Here is a 22416-nt window from a genome sequence, read left to right as displayed (position 1 = left end):
CAAGGGGTTGGGGAATGCCCGTGCCTGCAGTGAGAGCGAGCTTATGAAGATGTACGGCAATGCCAATAGTGCAGACCCCGGTTTAAGCCATCGTCGGTGCTAGTGTTCCACCAGCGTAAACACCGCGCAAGGCTCGGCAATCCCGCGCAGCTCATAGTCTCCCAAAGACACCAACGGCATCGTCGTCTCCGCCGCAAGCGCACCCGAGATCAGCACAGTACGGCCGAGCGGTCTGCAAAGGCCTTCCAATCGGCTGACGAGGTTGACGGCGGGGCCGATAGCGGTGAAGTCCAGGCGGTCGGCGGCGCCGATGTTGCCCCAGAGCATGTCACCGAAATGCAGGGCAGCACCGAAGGGGAGCGGCGGCAGGCCCTGGTTCATCCGGGTCGCGTCGAGATGCGCCATGCCGGCGCGGATGGCGGTGACGGCGCGCAGCGCGGCTTCGCAGGCTTCCGCCGGCGTTTCGGTGACCGGGAAGATTGCCAGCACACCATCGCCGATGAACTTCAGGACCTCGCCGCCGAAGGCGTGCACGGCGCCGGCAACGCGATCGAACCAGGCGTCGAGGGCCGATATCACGACGGTCGGCTCCGTCGCTTCGGAGAGAGCCGTGAAATCCCGCAGGTCGGCGCAGAGCAGCGCTGCGCGAATGGTCTCGCCGGTGCTGCGATGAAGCGCACCAGCCTGCACCCGGGCGGCACTTCTGCGGCCGAGATAGGCTTCGAGCAGGGCAGATAGAGCGGCGCGCGCGGCAAGGCCTTCGAGGGGTGCCGCGGCAAAGCGCGCGATCTCGCGCAGGCTGTCCACTTCGGAAGGGGTGAAGGGCCGGGTGCCGGCCCAGGCCAGCACCGAGTTGCCGGGCGCGGTGCCGATGGTTTCCTCGCATGTCGGGCCGAGCTCGCCGAGCCAGTCGCGGCCGGCCTGTCCGAGCGACGTGCCGGCAAAGCCGAGGGCTTCGATCACCGTGGCCGTCTCGGTTCGCCAAAGCCAGGTACGTTGCGTGATGATCGGATGCGGTGCCGCAAGCGTCAGGGCGCCGCCGGTAAGGGGCAGTCCGGCGGCCAGCAGATGTCCGCCCAGATCGGCCAGGAAGCGTTCGGGGCTGGGCGCGGTGCCGGCTTCGTCAACCAGCCAGGCAAGGGGGGCGGGCAAATCCATGCCGCGATCATGCCACGCCGCTTGCAGGCTGTCATCCTCGCCGGTGCAACCTTCGTGAGAGCGCATGGATCAGAGCAATCCAGCAGGCGAAATTGCTGTCGCCAGCCGGTGACAGCTTTGCTCTTCAGGACATCGAGCATGATAGTGCCGCATTCAGCGCGTCATTGGCTTTTGCCGTCGTGACCACGCATGGAATCTGGCCCCGGATCGCGTCCCGCAGCCACTTCGGCCATGCGGTCGAGATAATGTGCCCAACCTTTTGCATGGGCTTCACATTGCTCTGCTGTCGGCAGGCCCGAATGGGTGAGGCGCACCAGCGTCCCATCCGGCTGCTCGATCAGATCGATCTCCACCAGGCTCGATCCCGGCGGCACTTCTTCGCTGCCTTCCCAGCCGAAGCTGTAGGCGAGGCGATGGACCGGTACGACCTCACGGAAGGAGCCGCGCGCGCTGCGGGCTCCGGTGACGTTGACGAGATAGATGCCGCCCGGCTGTGGCTCGGTCTTGGCTTCCGTACCCATCCAGCGCAGGATCTTTTCGGGATCGGTCAGCAACGCGAAGACGGCTGCGGGCGGCGCCGAGACACGGGTCTCGCGACGGACGATTAAAGATTCAGGCATCGGTCTCTCTCCCTGGTTGCTATCGCTTCCCACTGGGCGAATACCTCCGTCCCTCCGTGGGCCTCGTCATGTCATCGCATGCAGGAGCTATCGCGCTGGCAGCAAGACATCGTTCGATGTTTGCGAGGGCGTCGCTCCTCATAAGTCGGCAGCTGCAGTGGCGGATTTTTGGACGGCAGCCGCCTTATCGCCCGGGCCGCCCCGTCTTGCCTTTCGTCCGCCCCTTGCGCTGCTTCTCGTCTACCGGATCCTCGTACGAACCGACGCCCGGCTTCGCGCGGGTGACCGGCTTGTCCGGCACCTTGCCCATGACAGGCTTTTCGGTACGGCCGACGGTCATCTCGTCCAATGTGTTCTTGCGGAAAAGCGGCGTGCCGGCATCGCTGCCCGGACCCATTTCGTCGAGGCTCGGCTTGGCGAAGTATGAGGGCCGCGTCCCGCCCTCGTGGTTCGAGACGGCCCTGTTGGCCTCCTCACCATGATGGTTCGAGGGTCGCTGCGCTCCCGCCTCACCATGAGGGCTAGCATCCGCGTGGCTTGCTCCGTCCTTATCCTGGGGTGCGGAGGACACTGAGCTTGTCGAAGGGGACCGGACCTTCGAAGGATTGGGGCGGCCACCTCTGCCGCTTTCGAGGCTCTTGGCTTCCTCGCGGGCCAGCGGATCGTCCATGGCGGCGAGTTCGACGGCCTTGAGGCGCTTGATCTCGTCGCGCAGTCTTGCTGCCTTTTCGAAATCCAGGTCGGCCGCGGCATCGCGCATGGATTTTTCCAGTGCGTTGAGATGGGCCTGCAGATTGTTGCCGACGAGGTGGCCGCCATCGGCAAAGCCCTTGCCGGAGGCGCCGCCGATGTCGGCGCGAACGTGATCCTTCTCGTAGACGCTGTCGAGAATGTCGGAAATCTTCGCCTTAACCGATTCCGGCGTGATGCCGTGCTCGAGATTGTAGGCCATTTGCTTTTCGCGACGGCGGCTGGTCTCGTCCATCGCCCGCTGCATCGAGCCGGTGATGTTGTCGGCATAGAGGATGACCTTGCCGTCGACGTTACGCGCGGCGCGGCCGATCGTCTGGATCAACGAGGTTTCCGAACGCAGGAAGCCTTCCTTGTCGGCATCGAGGATGGCGACGAAGCCGCATTCCGGAATGTCGAGGCCTTCGCGCAGCAGGTTGATGCCGACGAGCACGTCGAAAGCGCCGAGGCGCAGATCGCGGATGATCTCGATGCGTTCGAGCGTGTCGATGTCGGAGTGCATGTAGCGCACGCGCACGCCCTGTTCATGCAGATATTCCGTCAGGTCCTCGGCCATGCGCTTTGTGAGGACGGTGCAGAGGGTGCGGTAGCCCTTGGCGGCGGTCTCGCGGATTTCGCCGACGACATCATCCACCTGCGTGCGGGCCGAGCGCACTTCCACCGGCGGGTCGATCAGGCCTGTCGGACGGATGACCTGTTCGGCGAAGACGCCACCGGATTGTTCCATTTCCCAGCTACCCGGCGTTGCCGAAACCGCGATCGTGTCCGGGCGCATCGCGTCCCATTCCTCGAAGCGCAGTGGCCGGTTGTCCATGCAGGAGGGCAGGCGGAAGCCGTATTCGGCAAGCGTCGCCTTGCGCCGGAAGTCGCCGCGATACATGCCGCCGATCTGGCTGACCGAGACGTGGCTTTCGTCGATGAACAGCAATGCGTTGTCGGGAATATATTCGAACAGCGTCGGCGGCGGCTCGCCGGGATTGCGGCCGGTCAGGTAGCGCGAATAGTTCTCGATGCCGGCGCAGGAGCCCGTGGCCTCCAGCATTTCGACGTCATAGCGGGTGCGCTGCTCCAGACGCTGCGCCTCCAGCAGGCGTCCGGCCTTTTCCAGCTCGGCAAGCCGGATTTTCAGCTCTTCCTTGATCGCCTTGATGGCGCCGTTCAGCGTCGGGCGCGGCGTGACGTAGTGCGAATTGGCGTAGATCTTCACCGATTTCAGATCGCCGGTCTTCTGGCCGGTCAGCGGATCGAATTCGGTGATGGCATCGATCTCGTCGCCGAACATGGAGATGCGCCAGGCGGCATCTTCCAAGTGGGCCGGGAAAATCTCGATCGTATCGCCGCGAACGCGGAAGGAGCCACGAATGAAATCCATGTCGCGGCGCTTGTATTGCTGCGCCACGAGGTCGGCCAGAAGCTGGCGCTGGTCCAGCCGGTCGCCGACATTCATCTGGAAGGTCATCGCCGTATAGGTCTCGACCGAGCCGATACCGTAGATGCAGGAGACCGAGGCAACGATGATGCAGTCGTCCCGTTCCAGCAGTGAGCGTGTTGCCGAGTGGCGCATGCGGTCGATCTGTTCGTTGATCGAGCTTTCCTTCTCAATGAAGGTGTCCGAGCGCGGGACATAGGCTTCCGGCTGGTAATAGTCGTAGTAGGAAACGAAATACTCGACCGCATTGTCCGGGAAGAAGTTCTTGAATTCGGAATAGAGCTGGGCTGCCAGCGTCTTGTTCGGCGCGAGGATGACGGCTGGGCGCTGCGTCGCCTCTATGACCTTGGCCATCGTAAAGGTCTTGCCCGAGCCGGTGACGCCAAGCAGCACCTGGCTGCGGTCGCCATTCTCCAATCCCTCGACAAGGTCGCGGATCGCCGTCGGCTGGTCGCCTGCGGGCTGGTACTCCGAAGCCATGCGGATCTGGATGCCACCTTCGGATTTCGCCGGCCGGGCAGGGCGGTGCGGCGTCCAGAGCTTGCCGTCCTTGAAGAGCGGATTACCACTCTCGATGAGTTTCGACAGCGCCTCGACCGTCGCTGTGACAGCAGTACCGGCATTGGCGGCGTTTTCCAGCGATGTATCCATGCCGGATACGGGGTTGAGGCCCGCGGCGGCGCGCGTCTTCGGATCGGTCGATCCACCCATGGAAGTGCCGCGCGCCGATTTCGAAGCGGCGATTTCCACCTTCTTGCGGTGCTTGCCGGCCTTCGAGGCAATCTCACGCTGGGTTTCGATCGACGATGCTTCCGCATCGGCTTCGAGCTGCTTCACCCAGTCGGCAACGCTGCCGCTGAGCGGCGCACCTTCGAACGGTGCCTGCGGCGCCTCTTCGAAACCGGTCGGGGCGGGGGATTTTTTCGGTGATTTGGCCATGGCGCGAATATGGCGACAGATCGCACAGATGTGAAGGGGTAAAGGGTACAAAAGGGAAACAGAATGGTGGATTTTCCATTCGCCGGAGATGTCAAATATGTTACAACCCAAGGGCGGCCGATGCGTTATCGCTGATCCAAAGTCCGCATAGCGCGATCCTCGCAGGCGCCAAAGGAGGAACCAGCCGCAACGTCGACATGCCCGGCCAGCGCCGGGTTCCCCCAGCTTCGACGGCATCCGGTATTGCCCGCCTCGCCGCCGCCATCCGGTCGGAGGATCATGATGACCGCATTGGATAGCTTACGCTCCTTGTCCCCCCAGCAACGAAACACCGTCATCGCAGCCTATCTAGGCTGGACGCTGGATGCTTTCGATTTCTTCATTTTGGTTTTCGTTCTCAAGCATATAGCCGAAGAATTTCACACGGACGTTCCGGCGGTTGCCGTGGCGATCTTTCTTACCCTCGCCATGCGGCCGCTCGGCGCGCTGATCTTCGGTCTTGCGGCGGATCGCTTCGGCCGGCGCACGACCTTGATGGTCGACGTGCTGCTTTATTCCATCTTCGAGTTTCTGACCGGTTTTTCGACCGGTTTGACGATGTTCCTGGTTTTGCGCGCGCTTTTCGGCGTGGCCATGGGCGGTGAATGGGGCGTAGGTGCGTCGCTCACGATGGAGACGATACCGGAGGAGTCGCGCGGCCTCGTGTCCGGCATCCTGCAGGCCGGCTATCCTTCCGGCTATCTGATTGCCTCGATCGTGTTCTTCCTGCTGTTTCCGATCATCGGCTGGCGCGGCATGTTCATCGTCGGTGCGCTGCCGGCGCTGCTGGTGCTTTACATCAGGCGCAGTGTGCAGGAATCGCCGGCTTTCCTGCAGCGGCAATCCAAACCGCAGCGGCCATTCCTTACCGTGCTGCGAGAGAATATTCCGCTATTCATCTGGGCCGTGCTTCTGATGACCGCGTTCAACTTCTTCAGCCATGGCACCCAGGACCTTTATCCGACATTCCTGGAAACCCAGCGGCAATATGATTCCTACACGGTCGGCGCCATCGCCATCGTCTACAATATCGGGGCCATCGTCGGCGGTTTGTCTTTCGGCGTGTTGTCGCAGCGCATCGGCCGTCGTCGCGCCATCGTCATCGCCGCGCTGCTGGCCATCCCGGTCGCGCCGCTCTGGGTCTACGGGCAGGGACCGGTGATGCTCGCGATCGGCGCCTTCATGATGCAGCTTTTCGTGCAAGGTGCCTGGGGCATCGTCCCCGTGCATCTCAACGAATTGTCACCCGACGAGGTGCGCGGCACGTTCCCCGGATTTGCCTATCAGCTCGGCAATCTGCTGGCGTCGGGCAATGCCTCGATCCAGTCGGGATTGGCGAAGCAGTGGAACGGCGACTACGCCCTGGCGCTGTTGATCGTCGCCTGCATTGTGGCCGTCGTCGTGGCATTGTTTGCCGGCTTCGGCTTCGAGAAAAAAGGAGTCCGGTTTGGCGACAAGGACGCGGGGCAAGCCGATAGCGTCATGCAAACCTGAACCGGTTGTCGTCATACTGCCCCGAGCGGTTTAGCTTTTCACGAAATCTCTGAACCGCTCGATCTTCCTTGTTTTCCCGCAATTCCGGACGGAAAACCGCTACGCACTTTTCCTGGAATTGCTCTAAGGGCCGGCGATCTTTAGCGGCCCTTCTTCACTTTCCACAGATTTCCGAGATCTTGGCCTGGGCAAAGCCGCGCGCCAGATCCTGCAGGCCGCCGACGGAGGATATCAACTCGCCGATGGGGCCGTTGATACCGACACGCAGGTCGGTAATGTGGCAGGCGCCGACATCGACCGTCATCGAAGCATCCAGCTCACCCTTGATCGTCGTCTTGAGGACCCCATGCGACTTGCAGGCCATTTCGGCACGGGCGTTGATCTGAACGCCTCCGTTCGGAGCGTCGCAGACGTCGAGCGACTTCACCTCGAACTTGTCCTTGTGATCGACACCCGGCAGCTTCTTGCACGGATCGGCCTCATTCACCGATTTTTCGATCTCCGGACCGAACTTGCTCTGCAGCAGCGACCAGCACGAGCCCGGCGCGGCTTCCGCCGGCGTTGCCGTTAGCGGCAGCGGCGGCAAGACGATCGCCGCGGCAAGCAAAGCCATGTGAAGCGGCGGCAGGGGCAAGACGAGGGACATGAGATATTTCAGGTTCACGGCGATCTATCCTCGCAGGAGAAGGAGCAGCAATTGAGGCCCGGCGTGGCGCTACTCTTTCATCTCTTCCTGCGCCAAGGCAATCCCCAACGCCATGGTGATACCCCGCGGGTTTACGCCGACGATCAATTCTTGACGACCATCGTGTCGCAGAAGCGGTCGTAGAAGGTCTGGCCGCGCCATATGATCAATGGGAAAAGCCACCAGACGAACGCGAACACCAACAGAAGCGGCGCCAACGCTCCGGTCACGGCCAGGAAGCCGCTGGCGCTGAGAGGATTTATGTCTCGCGCCTGCTGGATCATCTCTTCGATCGGAGGCGAATACAGGCGCGACTCGAACAGGCTGGCCAGATCGAAGATTGCCAGCAGCATCAATGGCAGAAATTTGAGCATTTCGCGTTTGGCCGCAAGTCCGAAGGGCAGGGCGCCGTTTTCAACCGTCGTTACCCGCAGCGATGTCACCCGCTTGCCTGGCGTTCGCCTGCCGTCGGCCGAGCAATAGGCGAAGGCGAACGGAAGGAGCAGCAGCACGATACTGGAACTCGGCCTCTCCGTTATATTCGGATCGATCGGATTGCCATCGCCGCCGACCGGTATGGAAAACGCGCGCTTCATCGTGGTCGATCCCTGCTGCGAGACAACGATCGAAACGAAGACGGTGTATCCCTTGCTGCCCAGCCAGGATATGCGGCAGAGCTGGTTGCTTCTCGTCTCGCCGGCCTGCAGAGGCCATTCGGCTTCTACCTTCGGAATGAGCGGCCCCGCCGTGGTCTCCTCGCATTGTTGCTCGCGAAGAAACGGCAAGGTCAGGTCCCACGGCGTCACCGCCGATATTGCGAGAAATAGGAGTACGAAAGCGATCTGGAAGATGATGATATCGATCGCATAGGCACCGAACCGCCTCCAGAAATGGCGAGGCGGAAGGGAGGCCATCTGGTAGTCGGATGTGGAAAAACTCATGAACTCCCCCGGTTCAATGCGCTTTGCGGTAATCAGGCATAAGCTTTGAATACTTCAAGCTGCAGGAATTAGCACGCTTTGCTGCGATTCGCCGGGGGAACGGCAAGATCTGAGCGGTGATCGGTCTGCCCAGCAGGATCAGATGGGGATGCCTTGTTCGTTCGAGGGATCATCCTTGTCGGAGCCGCCCTCATAACCCAAGCGCTTTGCCTTGCGGAACCATTCCAGCGCCTTGGCGGAATCCGACGGAACGCCGTCACCGTCGCGATACATCATGCCGAGATTGTAGGCGGCATCGGCATAGCGATGCGCCGCCGCCCGTTCGAACCAATAGATCGCCTTTGGGCCGTTCTTATCGATACCTTCGCCGTCGCGGAACATGACGCCGAGATTATATTCGGCTTCGACGTCGTTCTGCGCCGCGGCCTTGAGGAACCAGCCGATGGCCTGGCCGTCGTCCTGCTTCACCCCGTCGCCATCGGCATACATCGCCCCGACGTTGAACTGCGCGCTGGGATCGCCCTGATCGCCCGCTTTTTTGAACCAGGAAAGGGCTGTCGCGCCGTCCTTGGCGACACCCTCGCCGTCGCGATACATGATGCCGAGATTGTACTGCGCCTCGACCTTCCCCTGCTCAGCGGCCTTGAGATACCACATTGCGGCCTTGCGCTTGTCCTTGTCTGTGCCATCGCCTTGGTCGTACATGGTGCCGACATTGAACTGCGCATCCATATCGCCCTGCTGGGCGGCCTTGCTGTACCAGGCAAAAGCCTGCGGCTTGTCCTTGAGAGCGCCTTCGCCGGTGTCGTAGACGACGCCGAGATTGTATTGCGCATTGAGGTAGCCCTGTGCAGCCGCCTTCTTGTACCAGAGAACGGCCTGGCCCTTGTCAGCGGCGATGCCTTTGCCCTGATCGTACATGGTGCCGACGTTGAATTGCGCTTCGGCATTGCCCTGATCGGCGGCTTTCTTGTACCAGCTGAGCGCCGACGTGTAGTTTTTCTCGACGCCGCTACCTTGCTCGTACATTTGCCCGAGTTTCAGCTGGGCCGCGACGTTGCCCTTGTTTGCCAAGGGGCGCCAGTAGTCCGCGCCGGTCTTGAAGTCTCCACGATCATAGCTGTTCCGCCCGACATCGGCATGCGCCGTCCCCGTCGACGCCAGCGCGAAGAGCAAAGCTACTGCCCCCATTTTCCAATTCACGATCTACCCCGCAGTCGAAAATCCGTTCTTTCGAGATGACAAGCTCTTCGCGACCGTTAGGGCAAGAGTGCCATCAGCAAGTGAAATATGACCCAGCCTGTCATGTCGCCGGCGCCCCTCTTTCCGGCGGTTCCCTGTCCCAATGGTCCGAGATCCTTGATCGGACCCTCGCCGTTGGCTTCCATGTAGCCGAGGCCGTGCTGCGCTTCCGGCAATCCTTTTGCCGCTGCCTTGTTGAACCAATCTGCGGCAATTGTGGAGTCCTTTGGTACGCCATGCCCGTTATAATACATATATCCAAGACCATATTCCGCACGGGCGTCGCCCTGAGCGGCGGCCTTGCGAAACAGGTCGGCAGCCTGACCATAGTCCTTGGCTACGCCGGTGCCCTGATAATAAAGATAGGCGAGGGCGTACTGACCTTGTGCATTGTTCTGGTCGGCGGCCTTGCGGTACCAGCTTGCCGCCGCCGCTTTGTCCGGTTTTGTCCCTTGGCCATTGTCGTACATGTAGCCTAAGGCGTATTGCGCATCTGCATGTCCCTGGCCGGCGGCCTTCCCATACCACTCGAACGCCTTGCCGTTGTCCTTCGCGACGCCGCGACCGCCCGCATACATATAAGCGAGGGCGTATTCGCCCTGCACGTCGCCCTGTGCAGCGGCCCTGCGGTACCACTTCACCGCACTTCCGTCGTCGACCTTGACGCCCTGGCCATTGGCATAGAGATAGCCGATGGCATATTGAGCCTCCGGGCGCCCCTGATCGGCCGCCTTGCGATACCATTGAAGTGCCTGCCGATAGTCACGAGCGACACCCGTTCCGTTCGCAAGGCTATAGCCGACGGCATATTGCGCATCGGCGCGGCCTCCTTCGGCCGCCTTCGTGTACCAGGAATAGGCTTCAGCATCGTCCTGCTCGACGCCCCTGCCATTGGCATAGGAGTAGCCGACGGCATATTGGGCTTGCGCGCTTCCCTGATCACCCGCTTTTTTGTACCAGGCGACGGCCTGTTTCTGATCTTCCTCCGTGCCTTGGCCGTTGTCATACATATAGCCGACGGCGTATTGGGCATCAGAGCGGCCCTGATCGGCCGCCTTGCGATACCAGCCGAGTGCGATGGCCTTGTCCTCATCGATGCCGAGGCCGTTTGCATACATGTAGCCGAGCGCATATTGGGCCTGCGCCTGACCCTGGGTGGCGGATTTCTGGTACCAGCTTACGGCGTCTTCTTTATCGACATCCATGCCCCGGCCATTGGCGTAGGAGTAGCCGATGGCGTATTGAGCATCGGCATTGCCCCGCTGCGCCGCCCTCAGATACCAGTCGTTCGCCTGTTTCAGATCGGCATCGACGCCGCGACCGCTGGCATACATATAGGCCAGCGCATACTGCGCCTGAGCATTGCCCTGGTCCGCCGATTTCCGATACCAATCGACCGCCTGGGCATCATCCCGTTCCACGCCCTGGCCGTTGGCATAGCGATAGCCGAGGCCGTATTGCGCGGCCGGATTGCCCTGATTTGCGAATTCCACCCAGTATTTCAGGTCGATCGTGGTATTGGCCGGCCCCGGAGCGGGATCTTCGGCATAAGCAAGCCAGGGCATCGAAAGAGCGAGCGCCAATCCCAATGCATAGCTCTTTGTCTTCAAGACTTGAGTCCCCCACCAGTGTCCCAGACGACAATCGATCTGAACAATATGGCGATGTCTTGGTCAAGGATTCTGGACCATGGAAATGGCGGTCATTTTCCGCCAGGTGGAATGCGAACCTTATCCCGGAAGCACATCGTAGAGACGAAAGATCCATGTGATCTGATAGATCAGCCCGACGATTACGAATGTAGCCTGGAAACGCCGGTTGGCGGTGATCGCGGCAATGATGCACAGGAAGACGTAGACGACATTGCGTATCGGATATTCCCAGCCGAGGGAGTGGAAATAGGCCTCGCCCTTCAGCAATGTATCGATGAGATCGACGGCGTAAGTCACCGCAAGCAGACCGAAAAACCAGCGGCGGCGGGAGATGAAATACTCCTCGAAGCCGCCGTAATCCTCGACCGAGGGCGGATTTAGCAAGACGCACAGGAAATAGAAGAGGCAGCAGAAGCAGATGAGAAAGAGGTAGACGCCGAAATTGATCTGCGCGACGGATTGCAGCCGATATTCCCACCACCAGAAATGGATGATGAACAGGAACATCGACAATACCCATCCGATATGGACGAGGTAGATCTTGTTCTTGCCTGGCGATTGCACGAAACCGGCGAGCCTCGTCAGAAGCTGGGCAAGCGAGAGGCCGATCACCATGCTCATGACCGTCCGGATATAGACGTAGACTTCTGGCGTATGTGCTGGGCCCATAACGTCAGCTCTCCTCTGGTACGGCCTTCGGCGCTCCATTCTCGTCAAGCGCGACCATGATAAATGTTGCGGCGGTGACTTTTTCCAACGTGTGGAAGCGCGCCCGGTGCGCCCAGGCTTCGACATTCAGCGTGATCGAGGTGCGCCCGACGCGGTCGATGTCGGTGAAGACGCTCAGCGTGTCGCCGATCTTGACCGGCAGCTCGAAAGCCATCTCCTTCACGGCCGCCGTGACAACGCGGCCACGCGCGCGTTCGGCCGCGCGGATGCCGCTTGCCAAGTCCATCTGCGCCATGACCCAGCCGCCGAAGATATCGCCGGCAGGATTGGCGTCTGCGGGCATGGCAAGCGTGCGCAATGTCAACTCGCCTCTCGGTTTGACGCTGTCGTTCATTCATCTGCTCCTGTTTCTCGGCTCGATTCCCCTTTTCAGCCTATGCAATCCAGGCGCGATGGAAAAGACAATGTTGGTGTTTCTGCTTTGAGCTTCTGCGGGCCGGAGGGTGTGTTCAGAGCCGTTTCGTCATTTCGCGGCGTCAGGTTGGAACACGCCGATTGGCCACGGTAAGCATTCGTTCACCCTTCCCATTTAGGATTTGTAACCGTTACCGACCGTGGCTGGGGCAGCGGATCTGGAGTATGACCATTTTACCCATTCTACGGCGGGTCGCGCTGCCATTGCTACTGTCGACGGCACTTGTTGCCTGCACTGCAGACAGCCTCGTGCCGCCCTCCGGCATCGACAGTTCCTCGCGCGTCGGCTCGATCAAGCCGCATAGGAGCGTGCCACAGCGGCAGTTCGCCTATCAAGGCGTGCAGGATCCCGTCGTCTCCACCTCGAACAACTATAAAAATGGTGGTCCAGTTCGTTCCACCGGAACCGGTGAGGCTGTAACCACGTCCGATGTCGAAGTCGGTTTGGCGCAGCAATCGAATGTTCCGTCGCAGGGCGTCAATATGGATGCCGAGCTCGGCGTCGGGCCGAGCGAGGAAGCGCAGTCCCCATCGGTGGTCGGGCTGGCGCAGGAAGAACAGCAGAACATCGCCGAAGGCGAGTCCGATCAGCCTGTTGTCGACGGCATCGGCACCGATGCACCGGTGCAGACCAACCGCTCCACCCTCCAGCGGCCTGCCGCGCAGGCTGAACTCAGCCAGTCGCCGATACCGAGGCAGCAACCGGGAACGCAGGTCGCCATGTTACCGCGCATCGAAAACCCGGTGCCGCGTCTCGACCAGCAATTCGAACCGCCGCAGTCGACACCCGGCATGATGCCGCCTTCGGAAATTGCCTGCCGCCAGGAACTCCGGCGCATGGGTGTCATCTATACGGACAAGCCGACGATTTCGGACGGTCCCTCATGCCAGGTTCCCTATCCGGTCTCGCTCAGCGGTCTCTCAGGTAACATCGCCGTCAGGCCGGCCGTCACATTAAATTGCCAGGTGACGCTCGCTTTCGCCAAATGGGTGAAGAACGAACTCGCACCTGCGGCGCGCACCCGCTACTGGACGGGCATCGGCACGATCGTTCCGCTCGGCGGCTATTCCTGCCGGCGGATGAACAATAGCCGGCAGCGCTATAATCCGATGTCTGAGCATGCCCATGGCAATGCCATCGATGTCGGCACCTTTGTGCTGAAGAACGGCCATGTGATCGATGTGCGCAGGAAGGGTTTGTTCTCCTTCCGGGAAGGGCGACTGCTGAAAGCCGTGCGCAGCGACAGCTGCCGCTATTTCGATACGGTGCTCGGGCCGGGCAGCAATCCGGAACATTGGAACCATTTCCATTTCGATCTACGGGACCGAAAGGGCGGCCGACGCTATTGCAGCCTCTGATAGGCATTTCGCCGGGGCAGCATCCACACTTGCCGAACGGGGAAGCTGATTTACCTATCGGGGAAATCGTGCTTAATCGCGCGGGCCGTGGGCAGGAGAGGGTTTTATGGAAGAGGCACCAAGACGAAAGAGAAGCCTGGGAAGGGCGCTCGTTGCCGCATTGATCGCCATCGTCATCGTCATTGGCGGCCGCTGGTACGCCTATGTCGCCTATGCCGATGATCCGTTCGACGAGGTCGGCATCGGCCTCAACTCGATGATGCCCAGTCCCATCCGCGACAGGGGTTGCGAAATGCTGAAGGCGCGCTTCGAGCACAGAACGCTGCCGCCGGCCGGTTGCGGCGTTAACGGCAGCTGGTAGCGTTCCCTACATGGATCGTAAGCCGGCAAAAAAGAAAAAAGCCGGCTGATGCCGGCTTGAGCGGTGCATGGCAACGACGGGGGATCCTTGCCTGCTCCAGAAAAAACTTCATGTTGCAATGATGCATGCAATATGGATACGAGGGCAATAAATCGGCAAGTACAGCAGGCGCTGACGTGTCGCCAAGAGGCGTTGGGCGGAGTTGCGACAAACGTTGCTCACCTAAGGAGCTATATGCCCGACGAAGGTCACGATTTGATGACAGCTTATTTGGCTTAGGCGAACGCTGTGTTTCACCACCGTGGGGTGGTAAAAGCTTAGAACCGGCTATATAGCGGGCAAAAGCTGCGAAATTCATCACAAAAGCCGGACTTTGCCTCGCTATGGCTCCGATCATTTCCATCCGCAATCTCACCAAAACATACTCCAACGGATTCCAGGCGCTGAAAGGCATCAACCTCGATATCGCGCAAGGTGAAATCCTGGCCTTGCTCGGGCCGAACGGCGCTGGCAAGACGACATTGATTTCCATCGTCTGCGGGATCGCCAATCCGAGTGGCGGAACGGTAACAGTCGGCGGTCATGACGTCGTGCGCGATTTCCGCGCCACGCGCAGCATGATCGGCCTCGTGCCGCAGGAGCTGACGACCGATCAGTTCGAAACCGTTTGGAATACCGTGAGCTTTTCGCGCGGGCTCCACGGTAAGAAGCCGAACCCGGAATATATCGAGAAGATATTGCGGGATCTTTCCCTGTGGGAGAAAAAGGACAATACGCTTCGCCAGCTTTCCGGCGGCATGAAGCGGCGCGTGCTGATCGCCAAGGCGCTTTCGCACGAACCGGAGATCCTTTTTCTCGACGAGCCGACGGCTGGTGTCGACGTGACGCTGCGCAAGGACATGTGGCAAGTGGTCGAGCGCCTGCGTGCTTCCGGCGTCACGATCATTTTGACGACCCATTACATCGAAGAGGCCGAAGAGGCAGCGGATCGCGTCGGCGTCATCAATGGCGGCGAGCTGCTGCTGGTGGAGGAGAAGAGGGCGCTCATGGCCAAGCTCGGCCGCAAGCAGCTGATCCTCGATCTCAACGAGCCGCTGGATGCCGTCCCTGACCGTCTCGACGGCAATGGGCTTTCGCTTGGACCGAATGGCCTGACGCTGGTCTATGACTTCGATGCGCAGCACGAACAGTCCAGTATCGCGGCACTACTGTCGAAACTCGCGGCCGAGGGAATTCATTTCAAGGATCTCTCGACGCGTCAGAGTTCGCTCGAGGATATTTTCGTATCGCTGGTGGGAGCAGGCAAATGAACTTCGAAGCGGTCAAGTCCATCTACGCTTTCGAAATGGCCCGCACGCGCCGCACGCTGTTGCAGAGTGTCGTCTCGCCGGTCATTTCCACGTCCCTCTATTTCATCGTCTTCGGCGCTGCGATCGGATCGCGCATCAATCTCGTCGAAGGCGTATCCTATGGGGCGTTCATCACCCCCGGCCTGATCATGCTGACCCTCCTCGGCCAATGCATCAGCAACGGCTCCTTCGGCATCTATTTCCCGAAGTTCACGGGCACGATCTACGAAGTACTGTCGGCGCCCGTCGCCATGGCCGAGATCGTTCTTGGATATGTCGGCGCGGCGGCGACCAAGGGCATGCTGATCGGTCTGATCATCCTTGCCACGGCAAGCTTCTTCGTCGATATCAGGATCGAGCATCCGTTGATGATGATCCTGTTTTTCGTGTTGACGGCCGTGACCTTCAGCCTGTTCGGCTTCATGATCGGCATATGGGCGGGGAATTTCGAGCAGCTGAACCTCATTCCGATGCTGGTCGTGCCGCCACTCACCTTTCTCGGCGGCAGCTTCTATTCGATCAATATGCTGCCGCCCTTCTGGCAGGCGGCCAGCCATCTCAATCCGGTTCTCTATCTCGTCAGCGGCTTCCGCTGGAGCTTCTATGGCATTGCCGACGTCAACCCGGTGCTGAGCCTCGCGATGATCACGCTCTTCCTCGTCGTCTGTCTGGTAATCCTCGGATGGATTTTCCGGACGGGCTATCGGTTGCGGAACTGATGGCGGAGCCTTTTAGCTTTACCGCGCGCGTGGCCGCATCGAGTCCATGAGTGCTGACTTGACGCAGCGAGGCAGTCGGGTGTCGATAGTCGTGAGAGGTGCTCACGCTGCTTCCCGGCGTCAGTCTGAAATCTTTCCGAAGGTATCCAATGCCGCAGTCTCATCCCAGCCATCTGCTATCCCAAGCACTCTCGCGGCTCGATCAACTGACCAACTGGGAGCGCAAGCCGCGCGGAGAGATGCGGGTCGGTCTGGAGCCGATGCTCGATCTCATGCAGCGCTTGGGCAATTCCCATCGGAGCTTTCGTGCCATCCATGTCGCGGGCACCAAGGGCAAGGGGTCGGTCTCAGCACTTCTCGAGGCCGGATTGTTGCGGGCCGGCTGGCAGATCGGCCGTTACGCATCACCGCATGTCGACCATGTGAACGAGCGCATCAGCGTTCTGGGCCAGGAGGTCAAGGACGATGCGCTGGCAAGGGCGATCATGCAGGTTCTCGACAGCTATGAGAGCGCGAAGCAGGCAGCGACGGCTGGCGAAGACGCCACCTGGTTCGATGTGATAACGGCCGCTGCCTTCGTCGTGTTCAGAGATGCCGGCTTGAACTGGGTCGTCCTCGAGGTCGGGCTCGGCGGCAGGCTGGATTCGACGAATGTGGTTTTCGGCGAAGTTGCCATCGTCACCAATATCGGGCTCGAGCATACGGAAATTCTTGGGGTCACGCGCGAGTCGATTGCGCGGGAGAAGGTCGGCATATTGAAGCCCGGTGCGATGCTTGTCACCACGCTTGCCGCCGGCGATGCTGCGGGCCGGGTCTTGCAGCAGCGGGCTGATGAACTTGGCTGCGATGTGCTTCGGACTGAAATTCCCGAGGACGCAACGATCGCTGAAACCAATCTCGCGCTGGTCGGCCTGGTGTTCGATCATCTGGGCCGGCAAGGCGAAAGCGTGCGGCAGGGAAGCGAAAAAGCGCAGCCGGTCGGTGCGTGGCTGCTCGAACCTGCCGTGATCGAAAAGGCACGCCTGCCGGGTCGGATGGAGCGTTTCGACTTCGCGCTACCGCCTATATTAGCCAAGGGACGGCAAACCCTGCCCATAATCATGGATGGCGCGCATGTGCCGTTCAATATCGAGGCCGTGCTGCGCGATATCGCACGCTCGTCCAGCGTCGGCGGCGATTGTGTCGCCGTCGTCGCATTGGCGTCCGACAAGGATGCACCCGGCTTCGTGAAGGTAGTTTCCCGTTATGCCGCCCATGTAGTCTTTACGGAAGCATCGGGCTCCGGCCGGGCTCACGCGGCAAACGCGCTGGAAGCGCTCGGCATATCCATGGGCATGGCCTGCGAAGCCGTGCCGGATCCGCAGAAAGCGCTTAATCGCGCCGTTGCGAAAGCTGCGGAAGGCGGCGGCTGGGTTCTTGTCACCGGCTCGCTCTACCTGGTCGGCGCATTGCGCCGCACTGTTCTCGGGAATGTCGGATGACGGCGGATATTACGATCAGGCCGGCTCTTGCCGATGATGTTGCCGATATGGCGAGGCTGCATCGCGCGATCTGGTGCGACACCTATCGCGACCTAGTGTCTGCTGAAATTTATCAGGCGCTTGATGAGGATTTCCGCCGTCTGCGATGGGCGGAAATCCTCGCAAATCCCCGTAGGCATCAGCGCGTGCTTCTGGCCGAGCAGAGTGGGCGGCTTGTCGGCATCGGCGCGATCAATGCGCCGTCCGATGCCGTGTTCGAGGGGCGAGGCGAGATTAAGTCGCTCTATATCGATGCTTCCATCAAACGCCAGGGACTTGGCCGCCATCTGATGCGAGAATTGGCGCGAGAACTTGTATCCATGGGCTATTCGGGTGCGGCGCTTGGCGTCGTAGTCGGCAATGAACCGGCAATCGCCTTCTATCGTGCGCTCGGAGGGCAGTTGATCGGTCGATACACGGATCCGGGTCCGGTCTGGCGTTCCGACAATTTCATTTTCGCGTGGGACGATTTGTCCGTTCTAATCTGACTATCCCGGCAAGCCGATTAAGACCGATTTCATCCGACTGCGACCCGCTTGCGCGATGCGATGGTCATGGCCATGACGCCTGCCACGACATAGACGAGGCCGATGGTTGCCGTCGGGGACAGAGGTTCGCCGAGGAAGGCCACGCCAATGCCGACGCCGATCGGAACACGCAAATAGGCCTGCGCCGTCGTGCCGACCGAGCCGAGTGTCTGGATGAGCCGGAAGTAGATGCTGAAGGCGAGGGCGGTGGAGACGACCGACAGGCCTAGCAGCGCCAGGATCGAAGCCGTCGACGGCGCAATCTGCCAGGGATGCTCGATAATCAGGCTGGCGGGAATGAGAAGAGCTGCGCCGCAGAGCAGTGAACCGGCAGCCGGCATCATCGGATCCAGCCCCTTGAAATTGCGGCCGAACAGGGCGGCGCAGGCATAGCAGACCGATGCCGCGACGACAGCGAGCTGTGCCGGCAACTGCCGGCCCATGCCGTGCAGCGCATCCAGGCCGATGATCAGGCAAATGCCCGCCATGCCGGCAATCACGCCGAACAGCTTGCGCCCCGTCAGCGGCTCGCTGCGGAGCAGGAACGCAGCGATCAGGAAGGTGAAAATCGGAGTCGTCGAATTCAATATGGTCGCAAGACCGGCATCGACGGTCTGTTCCGCCCAGGCGATCAGCGTGAAGGGAATGGCGCTGTTGAGGCAGGATTGAATGAGAAAACGCTTCCAGGTGGTTGCGTCTTTCGGCAGGCTCAGCCCGCGCCAGCGAATGATGGCGAGCAGGACAAGACCGGCGATCAGGGTACGGGCGGCAATCAGCGTGATCGGTGGAATGGTTGCCACGCCGACGCGGATGAAGGTGTAGGAGGCGCCCCAGCAGGTGGCGAGTACAAGGAGAAGCAGCAGTTCGGTCGTCAGGTTAGGTCTTACGGGCGCCATGATGTTTCACTCTTCATGCAGTTCGGATATGCCCGTCTTTTAGAGCGAAGAGGCCAAGGAATGCTTCGCTCCCAACCGAACTATCGCATCCGACGGTTCATTTCCGTCAGTCCCGCAACCGAAGCTCGTCGGTCTGCATCTGCATCGATCCCAGGGTTTCGAGAAAGCTCATGCCGAGCAGGCTCTGGTCCAGCTTACCCGCTTCGGCGACGCTCGCTTCGACATCTTTGCGCTTGATCGGGCCGATAGCGACGGAGCCGAGCTCCACAGGAGCCGCCATCGCACGGCCGTTGGCCGTTAATACGGTCTGGGAATAGGTGAGATTTTCCGGAATGATGCCGACGCGTTCGGCATCTTCCTGCGATAGCGCGATGGTGCTGGCTCCGGTGTCGATCAGCATGTCGATCGGCTGGCCGTTGATCATGACCCGGGCTTCGAAATGCCCGCTCGAACGCTTGTGAAGGATGACCTCTTGGCCGCCTTCGCTTGTCGTGACGACGACGGCATGGCCGGGCATCAGACCGGCGAAGACGCGATTTCCGACCTGTTCGGCATCGCGGCGATAGATATAGGCGGTCGCGAGCGCCATGATGATGACCAGCCAGATCAGGAGATTGCGGACAGACTGGCTGACGGTATGGCGGCTCGCCCAGACGGCGGCGCTCATCATCAGGGCAATCGGCAGGAGATAGACGATGCGAGCGAAATCGTCATTGCGCATGCCGAAGGTGGTGCCGGTATTGCTGTTGAAGATGAGCAGAGCAAGGCCGATGCCGAGAATGGCAAGAACGATGTTCAGGCGGTTCATACGGCGCTGCGCTCCCGTGCCATCCTTTGGCGGCGGGTCTCTCTTCGCGGCTTGCGCTCGACCTGTGTCAGGCGCTCCGGAAGCGCTTCCATGATCTGGCGGCGTTCGTCGTCGCTATAATTCATCCATGCGCCGATTTCCGCCGATGTGCGGCCGCAACCGAAGCAATATCCGGTCATTTGATCGATTGAGCAGACAAGGATGCAAGGTGTCAGCATGAGATCATATATCGATGCTTCAAACGCACATGGCAAGAGTACAGAGGGAGGCGATCTCGCAAATTTGCTGCGTGGCGCCGATCGTGTCGCCGGTGTGACCTGACAGTTTTTGCCGCATGTATCTGGTGACGAAAAATGTCGCGGCGCTGGTTGCAAGAAGGCAGGCAACGAGGGCGGGAACACCAAGCGCGGGGCCGATGAGGAGCGCTGCGAGGCCGAGCGCGGCGATCAATGCCAGCTGCATGGCATCGCCATCCGGCTTGCCTGCCGAAGCCGCTATTCCATCCGGTTTGGCGGGCGGCAGGGCATACCAGTGCCAAACCATAGCACCGCGGCTCAAGGCGGCGCTTGCGAGTATGGCGATGGCGGATTCCGAAGGTGGAAGATGGCGGGCGAGAGCGGCAAGAGCCGCGGCGCGCAGTCCGAAAGACAGGATCAACGCCGCCGCGCCATAGGTGCCGATGCGGCTGTCCTTCATGATCTCGAGTGCGCGTTCGCGGTCCTTGCCGCCTCCAACTCCGTCGGCGGAGTCGCTGAGCCCGTCTTCATGAAGAGCGCCTGTCGTGATCGTCTGCACGGTGAGCGCCAACAGCGCCGCCATCAACGGATCGGCATTGACGGCAAGCAGGGTCGCGAAGCTCAGAGCGGCGGGCAGGATGACCAGCAGGCCGGCGAGGGGGAACGTGCGGGAAACGCGGGCAAGCTTGCCGTCATAGCCCTCGAAGAACGATGCCGGCACGGGAATACGGCTCAAGAAAGCGACCGCGCGCGCGATGTCGCGCATGTATTCCCGCATTTCTTCCTCTCCTCGCCATGTGCGCGACAGCATCGGGCGCTTTTTGGAGTTGTTCGCGCCGATTCCGAAGACTAATAGAGTCGCACGCAAAGAACCCGATTTGAGACCAAAAGACAAGGAACGCATTCATGAGCGTCAGCGGCCTCCCATTCGACGACTTCCGCGCATTGCTGCGCGACCTTCCAGGGCCGGATGCCCGGGCACTCGTGGCAGCGCGCGAGCGTGATGCGCAACTTACCAAGCCGCCGGGTGCGCTCGGAAGACTTGAGGAAATTGCGTTCTGGCTGGCCGCCTGGACTGGCCGTCCTCCGGCGGTAACCCGACCCCTGGTCGCGATTTTTGCCGGCAATCACGGTGTCACCAAGCAGGGAATTACCCCGTTTCCGCCTTCGGTGACCCAGCAGATGGTGGAAAATTTCGCGGCCGGCGGAGCCGCGATCAACCAGATCTGCGTCGCCTATGACCTCGGCCTCAAGGTCTTCGATCTGGCGCTCGATTTCCCGACGGGCGACATCACCGAAGAGTCGGCGTTGAGCGAGCGTGATTGCGCCGCGACCATGGCCTTCGGCATGGAAGCAATTGCTGGCGGCACGGATCTACTTTGCGTCGGCGAAATGGGCATCGGCAACACCACGATCGCTGCAGCCATTCATTACGCGCTTTATGGCGGCAAGGCGGAAGACTGGGTTGGCCCAGGCACCGGTTCCGAAGGTGAGATGCTGAGGCGCAAGATCAACGCCGTCGAGAAGGCGGTTGCGCTCCATCGCGACCATCTCTCCGATCCGCTGGAAATTCTGCGCCGCCTCGGCGGCCGCGAGATCGCCGCCATGGCCGGCGCCATCCTTGCCGCCCGCATGGAACGCATTCCCGTCATCATCGACGGCTATGTCGCGACGGCCGCCGCCTCCATTCTCAAGGCGGCCAATCCCTCGGCGCTCGATCACTGCCTGATCGGTCACGTTTCGGCTGAGCCGGGGCATCTGCGCTCCATCGAGAAGCTCGGAAAGACGCCGCTTCTGGCGCTCGGCATGCGGCTTGGCGAAGGCACGGGGGCGGCGCTGGCTGCCGGCATCGTCAAGGCCGCAGCCGCCTGCCATTCGGGCATGGCGACATTCGAGAGCGCCGGCGTTACGAACAAGCATTGAAAATCGCGGCGGCGAGACGTTGAAATAAGCGTTTCGCCGCTAAATTTCCTGTAGACGATCGGGTTTTCGTCACAAATCTGTAATGAATTTTGGGCCGCAGGGACGCGTCGCCTTGCTTCGCTCACTGTGAGGCGGTATTCGCAAAGCATCCAGATTGCAAACCGGGGCATTACGGGCGGAACGCGAATGGCTGAGTTTTCAAAGCAGACGGTCACCAAGGAGACGGGGGTTCGGCACTTTTTCGCCGCCGCCGGCTATTCCTGGGGCGGCTTTCAGCGGCTGCTGCAGGAATCGGCTTTCCGACAGGAGCTCCTCTTCGCGGCTGTTTCGTTGATCCTGTTGATCGCCGTCGGCGCGACGATCGGCGAAATCGTCATCGCCATGGTGCTTTTTTTCGGGGTTTTCGCGATCGAAGCCATGAACACGGCGGTGGAAGAGGTGATCGACCGGATCTCGCCGGAGATTTCCAATTTCGGCAAGCATGCCAAGGATCTCGGCTCGTTTGCGGTTCTGTGCATGCTGGTCGCTTCCGGCATCTACCTGCTTTATGTCATCGGCAGCCATCTGCTTTTCCGCTAAAGCACGTCGCGAAGGCGTGCAGCGGTTTCGCGATACCAACATGCGCA

22 protein-coding genes are annotated in these 22416 nt (G+C 60.8%); 9 read left to right on the top strand and 13 right to left on the bottom strand.

Features of this window, described 5'->3' with window-relative positions; all coding sequences use genetic code 11:
• Positions 1–99 precede the first annotated feature (99 nt).
• The 3 genes from FP026_RS20180 to uvrB all read right to left on the bottom strand — a co-directional run bounded on the left by FP026_RS20180 (position 100) and on the right by uvrB (position 4896).
• Complete coding sequence (locus FP026_RS20180) at positions 100–1158, bottom strand: adenylate/guanylate cyclase domain-containing protein (RefSeq protein ID WP_149636524.1); 1059 nt, start codon at positions 1156–1158, stop codon at positions 100–102.
• A 161-nt stretch (positions 1159–1319) separates the two neighbouring features.
• Entirely contained in the window at positions 1320–1778 is a 459-nt protein-coding gene (locus FP026_RS20175) for an SRPBCC family protein (RefSeq protein WP_149636387.1), read from the bottom strand.
• Between the two features lie 184 nt (positions 1779–1962).
• Positions 1963–4896 carry an excinuclease ABC subunit UvrB gene (gene uvrB / locus FP026_RS20170; protein WP_149636386.1) on the bottom strand — a complete coding sequence of 978 codons (2934 nt, stop codon included), beginning with the start codon at positions 4894–4896 and terminating at the stop codon, positions 1963–1965.
• Between the two features lie 282 nt (positions 4897–5178).
• Here uvrB and FP026_RS20165 point away from each other — a divergent pair, with 282 nt between their 5' ends.
• Positions 5179–6429 carry an MFS transporter gene (locus FP026_RS20165; protein WP_149636385.1) on the top strand — a complete coding sequence of 417 codons (1251 nt, stop codon included), beginning with the start codon at positions 5179–5181 and terminating at the stop codon, positions 6427–6429.
• Positions 6430–6583: 154 nt separating this feature from the next.
• Here FP026_RS20165 and FP026_RS20160 read toward each other — a convergent pair whose 3' ends face one another.
• The 6 genes from FP026_RS20160 to FP026_RS20135 all read right to left on the bottom strand — a co-directional run bounded on the left by FP026_RS20160 (position 6584) and on the right by FP026_RS20135 (position 12012).
• The gene (locus FP026_RS20160) at positions 6584–7093 is read right to left on the bottom strand and encodes a hypothetical protein (protein WP_149636384.1); all 510 of its coding nucleotides are present in this window, start codon (positions 7091–7093) and stop codon (positions 6584–6586) included.
• A 125-nt stretch (positions 7094–7218) separates the two neighbouring features.
• Positions 7219–8055: an RDD family protein gene (locus FP026_RS20155; protein WP_149636383.1), complete on the bottom strand. Its 837-nt coding sequence runs from the start codon at positions 8053–8055 to the stop codon at positions 7219–7221.
• A 138-nt stretch (positions 8056–8193) separates the two neighbouring features.
• Entirely contained in the window at positions 8194–9246 is a 1053-nt protein-coding gene (locus tag FP026_RS20150) for an SEL1-like repeat protein (protein WP_246665392.1), read from the bottom strand.
• A gap of 68 nt (positions 9247–9314) precedes the next feature.
• Complete coding sequence (locus tag FP026_RS20145) at positions 9315–10907, bottom strand: SEL1-like repeat protein (RefSeq protein ID WP_246665391.1); 1593 nt, start codon at positions 10905–10907, stop codon at positions 9315–9317.
• Between the two features lie 120 nt (positions 10908–11027).
• Positions 11028–11618: a hypothetical protein gene (locus FP026_RS20140; protein WP_149636381.1), complete on the bottom strand. Its 591-nt coding sequence runs from the start codon at positions 11616–11618 to the stop codon at positions 11028–11030.
• Positions 11619–11622: 4 nt separating this feature from the next.
• Positions 11623–12012: an acyl-CoA thioesterase gene (locus FP026_RS20135; RefSeq protein ID WP_149636380.1), complete on the bottom strand. Its 390-nt coding sequence runs from the start codon at positions 12010–12012 to the stop codon at positions 11623–11625.
• A 245-nt stretch (positions 12013–12257) separates the two neighbouring features.
• Here FP026_RS20135 and FP026_RS20130 point away from each other — a divergent pair, with 245 nt between their 5' ends.
• The 6 genes from FP026_RS20130 to FP026_RS20105 all read left to right on the top strand — a co-directional run bounded on the left by FP026_RS20130 (position 12258) and on the right by FP026_RS20105 (position 17888).
• Entirely contained in the window at positions 12258–13451 is a 1194-nt protein-coding gene (locus tag FP026_RS20130) for an extensin-like domain-containing protein (protein ID WP_149636379.1), read from the top strand.
• Positions 13452–13557: 106 nt separating this feature from the next.
• A complete protein-coding gene (locus tag FP026_RS20125) occupies positions 13558–13812 on the top strand; it encodes a hypothetical protein (RefSeq protein ID WP_149636378.1) in 255 nt (84 codons plus the stop codon).
• Positions 13813–14195: 383 nt separating this feature from the next.
• Entirely contained in the window at positions 14196–15122 is a 927-nt protein-coding gene (locus FP026_RS20120) for an ABC transporter ATP-binding protein (RefSeq protein WP_149636377.1), read from the top strand.
• Entirely contained in the window at positions 15119–15880 is a 762-nt protein-coding gene (locus tag FP026_RS20115; protein WP_149636376.1) for an ABC transporter permease, read from the top strand. The genes FP026_RS20120 and FP026_RS20115 overlap by 4 nt, the downstream gene beginning before the upstream one ends.
• Positions 15881–16029: 149 nt before the next feature.
• A complete protein-coding gene (locus FP026_RS20110; protein ID WP_149636375.1) occupies positions 16030–17361 on the top strand; it encodes a bifunctional folylpolyglutamate synthase/dihydrofolate synthase in 1332 nt (443 codons plus the stop codon).
• Positions 17358–17888 carry a GNAT family N-acetyltransferase gene (locus tag FP026_RS20105; RefSeq protein ID WP_149636374.1) on the top strand — a complete coding sequence of 177 codons (531 nt, stop codon included), beginning with the start codon at positions 17358–17360 and terminating at the stop codon, positions 17886–17888. The genes FP026_RS20110 and FP026_RS20105 overlap by 4 nt, the downstream gene beginning before the upstream one ends.
• A 29-nt stretch (positions 17889–17917) precedes the next feature.
• Here FP026_RS20105 and FP026_RS20100 read toward each other — a convergent pair whose 3' ends face one another.
• From FP026_RS20100 to FP026_RS20085, 4 genes are all read right to left on the bottom strand, one after another.
• Positions 17918–18823 (bottom strand): DMT family transporter, encoded by a 906-nt coding sequence (locus tag FP026_RS20100; protein ID WP_149636373.1) that lies wholly within the window; start codon positions 18821–18823, stop codon positions 17918–17920.
• A gap of 106 nt (positions 18824–18929) precedes the next feature.
• Positions 18930–19631, bottom strand: a complete 702-nt coding sequence (locus FP026_RS20095) for a retropepsin-like aspartic protease family protein (protein WP_149636372.1) — start codon at positions 19629–19631, stop codon at positions 18930–18932.
• A complete protein-coding gene (locus FP026_RS20090; RefSeq protein WP_149636371.1) occupies positions 19628–19849 on the bottom strand; it encodes a DUF1289 domain-containing protein in 222 nt (73 codons plus the stop codon). Before FP026_RS20090 ends, FP026_RS20095 begins: the two co-directional genes overlap by 4 nt.
• 19 nt (positions 19850–19868) lie before the next feature.
• The gene (locus FP026_RS20085; RefSeq protein ID WP_149636370.1) at positions 19869–20645 is read right to left on the bottom strand and encodes an adenosylcobinamide-GDP ribazoletransferase; all 777 of its coding nucleotides are present in this window, start codon (positions 20643–20645) and stop codon (positions 19869–19871) included.
• Between the two features lie 128 nt (positions 20646–20773).
• Between FP026_RS20085 and cobT the strand changes: the two genes are divergently transcribed.
• Together cobT and FP026_RS20075 are read left to right on the top strand one after the other, a co-directional pair.
• Entirely contained in the window at positions 20774–21790 is a 1017-nt protein-coding gene (cobT, locus tag FP026_RS20080) for a nicotinate-nucleotide--dimethylbenzimidazole phosphoribosyltransferase (RefSeq protein WP_149636369.1), read from the top strand.
• Between the two features lie 186 nt (positions 21791–21976).
• Positions 21977–22369: a diacylglycerol kinase gene (locus tag FP026_RS20075; protein ID WP_149636368.1), complete on the top strand. Its 393-nt coding sequence runs from the start codon at positions 21977–21979 to the stop codon at positions 22367–22369.
• Positions 22370–22416: the final 47 nt, after the last annotated feature.

The sequence above is a fragment of the Martinezella tropici genome (assembly GCF_008370325.1).
In the GTDB taxonomy this organism is placed as follows: domain Bacteria; phylum Pseudomonadota; class Alphaproteobacteria; order Rhizobiales; family Rhizobiaceae; genus Rhizobium; species Rhizobium tropici_B.
The sequence above is the reverse complement of the archived record's forward strand: the minus strand, read 5'-3'. Positions and strand labels throughout refer to the sequence as shown.